General features: G+C 63.3%; 11 protein-coding genes and 1 rRNA gene. All 12 read right to left on the bottom strand.

The window, feature by feature from the left end:
- Positions 1-156 precede the first annotated feature (156 nt).
- The 12 genes from BN2503_RS17600 to rrf all read right to left on the bottom strand — a co-directional run bounded on the left by BN2503_RS17600 (position 157) and on the right by rrf (position 12,247).
- Entirely contained in the window at positions 157-1,674 is a 1,518-nt protein-coding gene (locus BN2503_RS17600) for a glycosyltransferase family 39 protein (protein ID WP_233495119.1), read from the bottom strand.
- A gap of 183 nt (positions 1,675-1,857) precedes the next feature.
- Positions 1,858-3,357, bottom strand: a complete 1,500-nt coding sequence (gene ntrC, locus BN2503_RS17595) for a nitrogen regulation protein NR(I) (RefSeq protein WP_054257914.1) — start codon at positions 3,355-3,357, stop codon at positions 1,858-1,860.
- 61 nt (positions 3,358-3,418) lie between these two features.
- Positions 3,419-4,480 carry a nitrogen regulation protein NR(II) gene (gene glnL / locus BN2503_RS17590; protein WP_054257913.1) on the bottom strand — a complete coding sequence of 354 codons (1,062 nt, stop codon included), beginning with the start codon at positions 4,478-4,480 and terminating at the stop codon, positions 3,419-3,421.
- A 9-nt stretch (positions 4,481-4,489) separates the two neighbouring features.
- Positions 4,490-5,011 carry a hypothetical protein gene (locus BN2503_RS17585; protein ID WP_054257912.1) on the bottom strand — a complete coding sequence of 174 codons (522 nt, stop codon included), beginning with the start codon at positions 5,009-5,011 and terminating at the stop codon, positions 4,490-4,492.
- Between the two features lie 155 nt (positions 5,012-5,166).
- Positions 5,167-6,582: a type I glutamate--ammonia ligase gene (gene glnA, locus BN2503_RS17580; RefSeq protein ID WP_054257911.1), complete on the bottom strand. Its 1,416-nt coding sequence runs from the start codon at positions 6,580-6,582 to the stop codon at positions 5,167-5,169.
- A 102-nt stretch (positions 6,583-6,684) separates the two neighbouring features.
- Entirely contained in the window at positions 6,685-7,506 is an 822-nt protein-coding gene (locus BN2503_RS17575) for a competence/damage-inducible protein A (protein WP_054257910.1), read from the bottom strand.
- 4 nt (positions 7,507-7,510) lie between these two features.
- A complete protein-coding gene (locus tag BN2503_RS17570) occupies positions 7,511-8,407 on the bottom strand; it encodes an EI24 domain-containing protein (protein WP_054257909.1) in 897 nt (298 codons plus the stop codon).
- 59 nt (positions 8,408-8,466) lie between these two features.
- Positions 8,467-9,438 carry a sterol desaturase family protein gene (locus BN2503_RS17565; protein WP_054257908.1) on the bottom strand — a complete coding sequence of 324 codons (972 nt, stop codon included), beginning with the start codon at positions 9,436-9,438 and terminating at the stop codon, positions 8,467-8,469.
- A gap of 15 nt (positions 9,439-9,453) precedes the next feature.
- Complete coding sequence (locus BN2503_RS17560; protein ID WP_054257916.1) at positions 9,454-10,251, bottom strand: polysaccharide deacetylase family protein; 798 nt, start codon at positions 10,249-10,251, stop codon at positions 9,454-9,456.
- An 8-nt stretch (positions 10,252-10,259) separates the two neighbouring features.
- Positions 10,260-11,336, bottom strand: coding sequence for a YncE family protein (locus tag BN2503_RS17555; protein ID WP_082366660.1), 1,077 nt, complete (start codon positions 11,334-11,336; stop codon positions 10,260-10,262).
- Positions 11,314-12,060 (bottom strand): 16S rRNA pseudouridine(516) synthase, encoded by a 747-nt coding sequence (locus tag BN2503_RS17550; RefSeq protein ID WP_054257907.1) that lies wholly within the window; start codon positions 12,058-12,060, stop codon positions 11,314-11,316. The genes BN2503_RS17555 and BN2503_RS17550 overlap by 23 nt, the downstream gene beginning before the upstream one ends.
- A 74-nt stretch (positions 12,061-12,134) precedes the next feature.
- Positions 12,135-12,247, bottom strand: a 5S ribosomal RNA gene (gene rrf, locus BN2503_RS17545).
- Positions 12,248-12,253 lie beyond the last annotated feature (6 nt).

Here is a 12,253-nt window from a genome sequence, read left to right as displayed (position 1 = left end):
GACCTGGTTCATCTCTTCAAGGAAGACCTCTTTGCGGGTTTTCTTGGGCAGGGGGTCAAGGCCAAGCGTGATCTGATCCATGTCCGTGATCGTCGGTCCTCATCAGGCTCTGCGCCAGTCGGAATGACCAGGGGTTTTGCAGACCTTCCCTAGAGGCTATTTTGATGCTAAATCTTTCCACGGCCGCCAGGCCACATGGCCCTCGGCCTGGTAGGCCCCCGGGGGCAGGCTGCTCGAGGCGTAGAAAACCTCGATCACGCGCAGGCCTGGTAGCTCCTCGGAGCGTATCCAGGGGCTGAACTCCAGCCGACCGTCGACCAGCACGCGCGGCTTGGAAGGCAGGCGCACGGCAATCACGCTGGCCAGTTCCTGCGGCCCGCTGATGACGTCAACCGGGCCATCGAGCAGGGCCTGCGCCTGCCGATCAATGCTGGCCGCCACGCGCTCGGACGGGAAGAAATCCGTATGGTCGGCCTTGTAGCCACGCACCCCCTTGGGTGAGGCCATCCACGCCTGGGCCATCACCAGGGCCTGTACCAGGGCGAAAACCAGCCATGCGGCACGCACCGTGCGCAATGCCGACCACGGTGCTCGCGCACCCACGCACTCCATGACCGCGGGAACCGTCCACAGCATGAAGGCCGTGCCCCAGTGCAGGTGCAGCTTGGAGCCGCCCAGCCACGCCATCAGCAGCATCAAAACCAGCGGCACAACGCCCCAAAGCAGCAGGAACTGACGTGCCAGCAGAACCGGCACGCCCGCCTCCGCCCCCGCCTGCACGGCAGCTGCAGGCTGGCGCCGCGCCCACCACCAGGCGCCGCCCAGCACCAGCCAGGCGGGCAGGCTGCGGTTGAGCAGCCAGTCGAGGGCGAACTGCAGCCCATGGAGCAGGCGCTGGGTGCCACGCAGGTCATGGCCGAGCGCGCTGGATTTGGCGTAGGCCAACGGCATCCACTCATGCGACACCAGCCAGTAGAGGTGCGGCGCGAACACCAGCGCCGCCACCAGGGCCGCGAGCAACGCACCGTTGCGGTGCACGGCCTGGCGCCAGCCTTGCAGACGCAGCCACCACAGCCCGACCACGGCGAGCGCCAGCACGAACTGGTATTTGGTGAGCATGCCCAGGCCGGCCACCAGGCCCAGCAGCGCCCAGGTGCCCAGGCTGGGCCGCACGGCAAGGCGCCAGGAAAGCCAAGCGGCCAACGCCACCCACAGCATCAGCAGGACGTTGTGGTTGTAGTAATAGATGCGGCCGCAGTACAGGGTGATGCCCATCGCCGCGAGCAGCCCGAGCGTGGCATAGCGTGCACCACGCAAGCCGCGCAGCAGGTGCCAGTAGAGCGCGAGTGACGCCAGCGTAGCCAGGGCACCGAGCAGGTAGGTGAGCTCCGGCGTAGCGTCGAACACAGTGGCCACAGCCCCCAGGATCCAGGTGGGCAGCGGCGGATGCTTGAAGTAGCCCCACTCCATGGAGCGCAGCCACACCAGTTGCTCGACGTTGTCCACCGGCGGCGACAACGTGGTGAGCGCGTACAGCAGCACCCAAACCAGGCCGTAGACGGCCATCAGCAGCGCGACGCCCCCGCCATCGAGCACCACACGCCGCCCAGCCCAGGCGCGCAGGCGGGCTGCGGCCTGGGAAACAGACGAGGAGACAACCAGGGAAGAAGACAAGCGGGGCATCCTGTGAGGGCAACGAAGAGCCCGGATTTTGCCCGTTTGTCAAAATTTATAAAGTTTTGTAAATACCGTCGCGCGATTTTTTTGTGATTTTTCCCATACCTCGGCATGGATACAGGAGCTTGCTATCTTAAAAATAGCAGCCAGCGCTTTCCCAGAAAGCGCTGGTGGCCAAAATCACTCCAAACCCAATTCCTGGATCTTGCGCGTGATGGTGTTGCGGCCAATGCCCAGGCGGTGCGCAGCCTCAATGCGCCGCCCCTGTGTGCTGGCCAGGGCTGCCTGGATGAGCCGCGACTCGAAGCGCCGCGACAGCTGGTCCCACACGTCGTTGGAGCCCGATGCCAGTTGCGAGAACACCTCGGCTGCCAGCCCCTCTTCCCACGACACGGCGGCAGTGGCATCGGTATGCGCCGCGGGCCGTGGGGCCAGGCTGGGCTCCGCACCAGGCAAGGCGAGTGCCTCCTCGGCCATGGCGGGGGCCGGCGCTGGCGCGGGCACCTGCCCGCGCACCTCGGGCGGCAAGTCTTTGGGCTCGATCACCTGGGCCGGCGCCATCACCGTGAGCCAGTGGCAAATGTTCTCCAACTGGCGCACGTTGCCTGGAAAGGCAAACGTGGCCAACTGGCTGAGCGCGGCGCTGGAGATGCGCTTGGGCTCGACCCCCAGCTGGCGTGCACTCTGCTGCAGAAAGTGCCGCGCCAGCATGGGCACATCCTCGCGGCGCTCGCGCAAGGCGGGCAGGCGCAGGCGGATGACGTTGAGGCGGTGAAACAGGTCTTCGCGGAACTGGCCCGCCTGCACGCGCTGTTCCAGGTCCTGGTGGGTGGCTGCAATCACGCGCACATGGGCCTTGACGGCCTGGTGGCCGCCCACGCGGTAGAACTGCCCATCACTGAGCACACGCAGCAGGCGCGTTTGCAGATCCAGCGGCATGTCGCCGATTTCGTCCAGAAACAGCGTTCCGCCCTCGGCCTGCTCGAAACGCCCGCGCCGCTGCGTCTGCGCGCCGGTAAACGCTCCACGTTCGTGTCCAAAGAGTTCGCTCTCCAGCAGGTCCTTGGGAATGGCCGCCGTGTTGATGGCCACGAAGGGGCCGCGTGCCACCGGCGAGTGGCGGTGCAACGCGCGCGCCACCAGCTCCTTGCCTGTGCCTGACTCGCCGGTGATGAGCACCGTGACCTGGCTCTGGCTCAACCGGCCAATGGCGCGGAAGACCTCCTGCATGGCGCTGGCCTGGCCCAACATCTCGGGCGCGGCACCAGGCCCCTCCTCATCCACCTGCTCACGCTCGCTTTCCTGCATGGCGCGCCGGATTAGTTCGATGGCCAGCGGCACGTCGAACGGCTTGGGCAGGTACTCAAAGGCGCCGCGCTGGAAGGCCGAGACGGCACTGTCCAGGTCGGAGTAAGCGGTCATGATGATGACCGGCAGACCCGGCTGCTGGGCATGCACCTTCTCCAGCAACTCCAGGCCTGAGCCGTTGGGCATGCGGATGTCGCTCACCAGCACCCTGGGGCCCTGGCGGCCCGGGTCGCCAGGCTCAAGGTCGGCCAGGGCATCGAGCACCTCGCGCGGGTTGGTAAAGCTGCGCGTGGGCAGGTTTTCGCGCGCTAGCGCTTTTTCCAGGACGAAGCGGATCGAAGGGTCGTCGTCCACTATCCAGATCGGCTTCATGTGCAGTGCCTTTACGGGTGTCAGTTCTTCATGGTGTGATGGACCGCCCGCAGCCCATGCTTCAGGGCAAAGGAATCAGGATGCGGAAATCGGTACGGCCGGGCTGGCTGTCGCACTCGATCAAACCGTGGTGCTGCTGCACGAAAGTTTGCGCCAGTGTCAGCCCCAGGCCTGAGCCACCGTCGCGCCCCGATACCAGGGGATAAAAGATCCGGTCCGCGATGGCAGCGGGCACGCCTGGCCCGTTGTCGATCACATGCAATTCCAATGCCAGCCTGTAGCGCTGGCGGCCCAAAGTCACCTGCCGTGCCACGCGCGTGCGCAGCACGATCTCGGCATCTCCCGCCGCGATGCGCCCCGACAGCGCCTGGGCGGCGTTCTGCACGATGTTGAGCAACGCCTGAATGAGCTGCTCGCGGTCGCCGCGGAATTCGGGGATCGAGGTGTCGTAGTCGCGCTGCACGCGCAAACCCTGCGGATACTCCAGCAACACCAGCGAGCGCACGCGCTCGCACACCTCGTGGATGTTCACGTCGCCCACGCGCTGCGCCTGGCGGTGCGGCGCCAGCAGACGGTCCACCAGGCTTTGCAGCCGGTCGGCTTCGTGCACGATCACCTGGGTATATTCGGCCAACTCGGGGCTGGCCAGCTCCATCTGCAGCAGCTGCGCTGCGCCGCGAATCCCCCCCAGCGGGTTCTTGATCTCGTGCGCCAGGTTGCGCACCAGTTCCTTCTGGGCATGGGCCTGCTCGCGCAGCCGCTCCTCGCGATCCTGGCGAACCTGCTGCTGCAAAGGCCACAGCTCGGCCAGGATCTCTCCGGAGGCTTCCAGCACCGACACTTGGACGTGAACCGGCATGGGCTCCTGCCCCAGACGGCGCAGGCTTGCCTCAAAGCGCATGGCGGCGAATTCGGCACCACGCGCCCCCGCCAGCGCGGACTGCAGCAGCGCGGGCTCAGCGAAAAGCTGGGAAAAGTCCGCACCGCCCAATGTGCGGCGGGACAGGCCCAGGGCATTTTCCAGGGCTGCATTGGCGAAGCGCACCGTGCCGCCCGTGCCATCGAGCACAGCGACCAGGGTGGAAAGCCAATCCAGCGCGGCAAACCGTGCGGCACTGGTCATGGGCGGGGCTCAGTTGGCCGCCTGCGGCAGACGGCTGATTTCGCGCTTGATGCCGGCAATGTCAGCCTCCGCCCTGCTGAGGGCAGCCTTCAGATCGGCGGTGCGCTCGGCGTATTGCTGCGGGTTGTTCTGCTCCTGCGCCGTGCGCTCGGGTGCGCCGTTGTTGTATTCCTTGGCCAGACTGGCTTGGCGCGCCTCGGCCTTGCGCAGTTCCGCCTCCAAGATGGCGCGGGCATCGGCGTCGCGGGCGCGCTGCTCATTGCCCCCCACGCGCGGTGCCGCGGCAGGAGAGCCGCCAGCGCTGGCGCTCCCTCCACCGCTGGCGGCAGCTCCGCCACCACTGGCCGGGCGGCCGGGCGACGAGCCCAGCACGGTGACGTTGCCACCTTCCACCAGCTTGCAGCCACGCTCCTTGGCCTGGGTGGCGTTGTTGGTGTATTCGTTGCCGCAGCGATAAATCCGGTCCTGCGACCACGCCGCCGCCGGCAGCAGCGCCGCAGCCAACAACAGGGAGAAGAGCGTCTTGTTCATTCAATTTCCTTAGGGCCAAGCCAGCCAAGGCGGAAAGTATCCCGCAATACCACCCGGGGGCCAATCAATCCCATCCGACAGTCCCGCTGGGGATTGGTTCCTGAATGAAAAAAGGCGGCTTGCGCCGCCTTTTTCCGCCTTCAGCGCACGCGCGCTTACAGGGAGAAGTACATGTCGAACTCGGCCGGATGCACGGACATGCGCATGCGCGTGACGTCCTGCATCTTCAGGTCGATGTAGGCATCGATCATGGCGTCGCTGAACACGCCGCCCTTGGTCAGGAACGCGCGGTCCTTGTCCAGCGCCTCGAGGGCCTGGTCCAGGCTGTGGCACACGGTGGGCACCAGCTTGTCTTCCTCAGGCGGCAGGTGATACAGGTCCTTAGTCGCGGCTTCGCCGGGGTGGATCTTGTTCTCCACACCATCGAGGCCGGCCATCAGCAGGGCCGCAAAACCCAGGTAGGGGTTCATCAGAGGATCGGGGAAGCGGGCTTCCACGCGACGGGCCTTGGGGTTGGACACGTAGGGAATGCGGATCGACGCGGAACGGTTTTTAGCCGAGTAAGCGAGCTTCACCGGCGCTTCGAAGTGCGGCACCAGGCGCTTGTAGCTGTTGGTGCCGGGGTTGGTGATCGCGTTGAGCGCGCGTGCATGCTTGATGATGCCGCCGATGTAGTACAGCGCGTAGTCCGACAGGCCAGCGTAGCCGTCGCCAGCAAACAGGTTCTTGCCGTCCTTCCACACCGACTGGTGCACGTGCATGCCAGAGCCGTTGTCGCCGTGGTAGGGCTTGGGCATGAAAGTCACGGTCTTGCCGTAGGTGTTGGCCACGTTGTGGATCACATACTTTTGCAGGACGGTCCAGTCAGCACGCTCCACCAGCGTGGAGAACTTGGTGCCGATCTCGTTCTGACCAGCGCCTGCCACCTCGTGGTGGAAGACTTCGACCGGAATGCCCAGGGATTCAAGCACCAGCGCCATCTCGGCGCGCATGTCCTGCGTGCTGTCGATGGGCGGCACGGGGAAGTAGCCGCCCTTGACGGTGGGACGGTGGCCGCGGTTGCCGCCTTCGAGCTTGGCGCCGGTGTTCCAGGGCGCTTCGTATTCCTCGATGTCGTAGAACGTGTTGTTCGGCGCCGTGCTCCAGCGCACTCCGTCGAAAATGAAGAACTCGGGCTCAGGGCCGAAGAAAGCCGTATCACCAAGGCCGGAGGCTTTCAGGTAGGCTTCGGCGCGCTTGGCGATGGAGCGCGGGTCACGGTCATAGGCCTTGCCGTCGCTGGGCTCAATCACGTCGCAGGTGAGGATCAGCGTGGTTTCCTCGAAGAACGGATCGATGTTGGCAGTGTTCGGGTCGGGGATCAGCTGCATGTCCGACGCCTCGATGCCCTTCCAACCGGCGATCGACGAACCGTCGAAGGCGTGGCCCGCGGTGAATTTTTCTTCGTCGAAGTGCGACACGGGCACCGTCGTATGGTGCTGCTTGCCCAAGGTGTCGGTGAAACGGAAGTCAACGAACTTGACCTCGTTTTCTTCCACCATCTTCATGACGTCTGCAACGGTCTTGGCCATCAGTGTTCTCCAGAAAAAACGGCTGTTGAAAGATACGAATATTGTTAGCAGTTTGTGTGCCAGGCACCGCCACTGTACGGCAGCACGCACCAGCCCGGTGAATCAGCGCTTGCGCACCAATTCAGGGCCAATGGATGCACCGAATTGGTGCAATCCTCGCAAAAGCTCCGCCCAGGCGGAGGGCACCAGCGACTCAGCCCCCTTCACCCCAAGCTCAATGTGCGCACCATGCTCGGGATGATCGACGCTGGGCAGACTGAATACCTTGATCCCCGGATGCTCTGCCTCGATGGACTCCATCAGCGGGGTGAGCGCGGCCTCCATGGCACGGTATACGATGACCGAGCGCTCCACCTGTGGGGCTCCGCCGAAGGCATCGGCGCAGTATGTCTCCAGCACCCACTCGATCATGGGCCATGCCATCACAGGAAACCCGGGAACGAAATGCACGCTGCCCCCGCCCCGGCCCTGGCTAGAAAAGCCCGGAATCTTGTTGTAGGGATTGGGAATCAGGCGCGCGCCGACGGGAAACTCGCCCATGCGCAGACGGTGCAGGTTGTCCGGCCGCTCGGGCTCGTAGGGAAGGCCCTGCTCACGCGCGACGTCCTGGATACGCTCGCGAATCAGCACCTTCGCTTCAGGATGCAGAACGAGCTCCACGCCAAGCGCCTGGGCGGCGCAGTGACGCGTATGGTCGTCCGGCGTTGCGCCGATGCCGCCGCAGGAGAAAACCACATCACCAGACGCAAAGGCACGCGCCAGCGCGGCGGTGATGCGCTGAGGATCGTCCCCCACGTACTCCGCGTAGGACAGGGCCAGCCCACGCTGGCCAAGCAATTCGATGACCTTGGCCATGTGCTTGTCGGCACGCTTGCCGGAAAGTATCTCGTCGCCAATGATGAGGAGGCCGAAAGTGCTTGGCATGGTTTCAAGAAGCAGAAATGCCCGGCGCCGGGGAAGGCAACGCAGGCGCGGGGGTTACGTCAATCACGTCAGCAGGTGGCTGAGGGGAGGCCGGGGGTTCGACGCTATTCTCCCGGCGCAACTGCTGCAACGCCGCCAGGCAGAAGTGCGCGAACCACAGCGATGAGAAAGCAAACACCAGCGTATAAATCCAAATCGCGACCGGAATCAGTACCACGAAGGCTGCGGCGAACACCACCCCCGAAGCCCAGACGATGCCTGGCGCAGCCCCAAGGTATCCGCTGAGCACGCCCATCACCAAAAGGCTCCAGCGGTACCGCGTGAGCAGCGTGCGGCGCTCCTCCTTGCTGGCATGCTCTGCCAGCGCATCAAAGAACATCACGCGGAACGTGAGCCAGCCCCAGATCAACGGCGGCAACAGCAGCACCAGAGGCGGAATCAGCCACAGCGGCATGGACACCAGCAACGCCAGAACCGCCAGTAGCGTGGACCCCAGCATCCAGCCCAGGCCCAGCAGCAGTGAACCGCCTTTCTTGCGCTCCAGCGCGGGAAAGCGCCGTACGGCGACCAGACTCACCAATGCAGGCGTCATGAACAGCCCGACCGCGAGCAAGGCGACTACGACCACGGCGGGAGTTACGGCAACGATAACCAGCAGAGGCGCCAGAAAAGCAGGCACCTCGGTCATGCCCCAGTTCTGCAGCCACTGCCAGACAGTGCCCAGCCAGTTGCTGGATTCGAGTGCCACGCGCACAAACTGCACGGCGGCATCCCAGTAGAAGTAATGCAGGCCCGCAGCCAGCGCGGCCATGATGAGCAACGGCAGGAAGGACAGCGCGATCACGCGCGGGTGCACGCAATAGGCCACGGCGCGCCAGAAGGAGTCGAAGAGCAGTCCCATGGCACGCAAGCATAGCGTGTTCAAGCAGTTTCAGACCGCACCCCGTCGGATGCCGCCGGCTAGGCGCGCCCCGCCAGACGCAGCAAACCACGCCACTGCTGCGCCCAGAAGCCGCGTCCATAGTCACGCACGCGGCCCCGTGCATCGGGCTCAACCTGGTCGCGCGTTCCTGTCGGGTCGTAGCGCAGCTCGAAATTGGCGGTACCGAACAGCATGTCCCACCAAGGCAAGAGCACGCCAAAGTTATGCCCGCCAAGGGTCTGTCGTCCGAGTGACTCATGGCCAATGCCGATGGCGTGGTGCAGCCGGTGGAAACGCGGGCTGACCCACAGCCGTTCGCCCACGCGCCCGAACCACATCCGCAGGTTGGCATGCTGGAAGTTCTCGCTCAACTGGGTCAGGGCCACGATGGCGACGAACTGCCCCGGCGCCACGCCAATCAATTGGGCCACGATAACGATAAGGGAATCGCTGAGAAGGTCGTCAAGCAGGTGGTTGCGGTTGTCGGTCCACATCGTCATCTGCCGCTGCGAGTGGTGCAAAGCATGCAGCTGCCACCACCACTCGAAATGGTGCTGGCCGCGATGGATCCAGTAGTGCACGAAGTCAAATACCACAAGGTACAGCAGCAGGCTGACCCAGGGAATATCGGTCACGCCGGGCCAGAGTACATCCAGGTGGAACGTGGTCATGCCCTGCACACGCAGCAGGCCGAACAAGCCATCCCACAGGGGGGTGAAAGCGAAGAAGAGCGCCACCCGAAACAACCCCAAGCGATGAATCAGGGTGTAGAGAATATCCGTGCGGATCGCCTGGCGATCGGTCACCGGCTCGACCGGACGCCAGCGCTGCAAGGGCGCGATGACCACGACCATCACCGCCAGTTGCAGCAGTCCCACCAGCAGCCAGCCGGTAGCTGCGTACCCATCCTCCAGAAGGTTGCCCCACCCCAGGCCGAACAGCACAGGCTGAACCACGCTCTCGAACAAGCGCTGCTGGGCATCATCAAACAAGCTGCTCAACCATTCCATGGCACAGAAAAATTTTTAAGAATGCTCGGCCAGCCAAGCTTGGTAGTCGGGATGCTCGCGCAGCGTGCGAAAGCAGAAGCCACGCTGCTTCAGGCCAACAATCAAGGGCTCCAGCACCGCAGGTGCCCAAGCATCCTTGCGCGACCAGATCCCCAGATGGGCCAGCAGAATATCGCCGCTGCGGATACGCTGCAGCGCTTGCGCCAGCAGATGGGCATTGCTGTAGCGTTCACTGGGCAGCTCGTCGCCAAGAAAACCGGCCGGGCTCCAGCCCACATGGGCATAGCCACACGCCTTGGCCACACGCAGCAATCGGGGTGAGGTTTTGCCGCCGGGGGCACGAAACAAGGGCAATGGCTTTTGCCCCGTAATTTCCTGCAAGCGGCGACTGGCGCTGGCAATTTCGGCGCAATAGCCTGCCGCATCGATCTCCAACTCTTGCCCGCTGCGCGGCCCGGCCGAGGGGCGCACCCGGAACCGGGGCTCCGCATCTGGCCCGGCGTCGGCACGCCAGTAGGTGTGGCTCCAGGTGTGCGATGCGAACGCATGGCCTTCGGCGGCCCGTGCGCGCCACCAGGGCGCCCAGTGGTCGCCCAAGCTGCCATCGCCCTGCCGCGTCGCCTCATTCGCCGCAAAAAAGGTTACACGCACCTGCTGGCGCTGCAGCACCTCGGCGACCATCGGGGCAATCTCCATATGGCCCGTATCCCAGGTGAGATACAGCGGCTTCTCACAGTCATTTTGGCCTGCAGCGCTTACCTGGAAAGCGCTAGCAGCTATCAAAATGAAAGCAAACGATTGCCGGGAAACCATAAGCGACATCAGCGCGGTGCGTGCTGCAGCGTCCACACGCCGTGCGGCGATTTGCCTACGGGAATTTGCCGAACGACCTTCTTCTCCAGTGTGTCGATGACGGTCAACCTGCGAGCCCAGCGCGAGCTGACATAAATCCAGCGCCCATCGGCCGACACATCCATGCAGTCCGGCCCACCCGGGGCCGGGTAGTTGGCCACCACCTCCTGGGCCTGCATATCGATCTTGCTGATGGTGTTGGCCACACGGTTGCTGACAAACAAATGGCGGCCATCGCCTGCGGCACGGAAGGCATGCGCGCCCTTGCCGGTCTTGATGCGCTTAATGCTGCGCGGTTCAGGGCCAGAGATGTCGAACACCTCCACGCTATCGCTCCCTGTCAAGCCGATGAAGAGCAATTTGTCATCAGATCGGCCATACACATCGGCAGGCATGGCTCCGGTGGGCGTACGCCATTTGATGCTTTGGCTCGCAATGTCGATGGCGACCAGTTCGTCACTGTCCTGCATCGTGGCGTAGACCGTCGTGCTACGGCTGTTCACCCATAAGTGGCTTGGTGTGCGGCCGGTAGGCACACGCTGCGCCAGGATGGGCTCCTTGCCATCCCAACGGTAGAAATCCACGTGGTTCAAACGATTCGCGGCAGTGATCAGCCACTTCATGTCGGGCGTGAAACGCAGATGGTACGGGTCAACGATGCCATGCACCGTGCGCTGCACTTGGGCGGTTCGGGGATCGACAAACATCAATGTGTCGGCCAGTGCATTGGCAACGATCAGCGACTTTTCGTCCGGCGTGAGGTAAAGGTGATGCGGCTCCTTGCCAGTAGAAAGACGCGTACTCTCCTGCCAAGTCACCGGATCGATGACGCTGATGCTGGCATCCAGCGAATTGAGCACGAATACCGGAGGAGCCGAAGCGGCGAATGTGGCCGTACTGCCGACCAACCAGAGCAAAAAGGCCGCCAGCGAGCCAAAAATGAAGTTCTTCACAAACAGAAGGGCTTTGTCGATAGCATGCCAGTGTAGCCGCGCACGGCTCACTAAAGAAAGCCCAACAGCGCTACGCCAGACCCAGTAACGCATGGTCTGCAGCGGACAGCCAGCGCCATTGGCCAGGGAGCAGATCCGGGGGCAAAGCAAGGCCACCAATGCGCCAGCGATGCAGGCCCTCCACACGATTCCCAACCGCAGCCACCATGCGCTTGACCTGGTGGTATTTGCCCTCGGTCAGCGTCAAATCCATGACATGGTCATCGACCCGCACACAATCTGCGGCCTTCACGGGGCGAGGATCGTCATCCAGCACAACGCCGGCCAACAATCGCTCAACCTGCTGCGCCGTCACCTCATGCTTGGCATGCACTCTGTAAATCTTGGGAACATGCTTTTTTGGCGAGCTCATGCGATGAATGAACTGGCCATCGTCACTCAAGAGCAACAAGCCGGTTGTATCCTGGTCCAATCGCCCGACAGCCTGAACGCCCTGCACCGCACTTTTACTCGGACGCTGTCGCAACGGGGAAGGCAGCAGTGTGTAGATGCTGGGATACGCAGAGGGCTTCTGAGAGCACTCGACGCCTGCAGGTTTGTGCAGCATCAGATAAGCCTTGGCTTGGTAAAGCCACTCCACACCCTGCACACGAAAGCGGAGCCCTTCAGGATTGAATTCCTGTGTTGCGTCAGTGCACGCAACGGGCGCGCCGACCTCTGCTGAGCTCAAAATCTCTACCCAGCCTTGCTGGGCCAACCCTGCACATACGCGCCGAGTTCCAAAGCCCTGGGAATAAAGAATATCCTGCAGTTGCATGGTTTCACAACCGAGAAGACGACAATAAACGAAAACCCCCGCAGCTTGTTAGCTGCGGGGGTTTCACAATATTAGCCTGACGATGACCTACTTTCACACGGGAATCCGCACTATCATCGGCGCGAAGTCGTTTCACTGTCCTGTTCGGGATGGGAAGGAGTGGTTCCAACTTGCTATGGTCATCAGGCTTAAA

The sequence above is a fragment of the Paenacidovorax caeni genome, from assembly GCF_001298675.1.
GTDB classification, from domain to species: domain Bacteria; phylum Pseudomonadota; class Gammaproteobacteria; order Burkholderiales; family Burkholderiaceae_C; genus Paenacidovorax; species Paenacidovorax caeni.
Note: the sequence above shows the minus strand (reverse complement) of the source record. Positions and strands in the feature narration are given on the sequence as shown.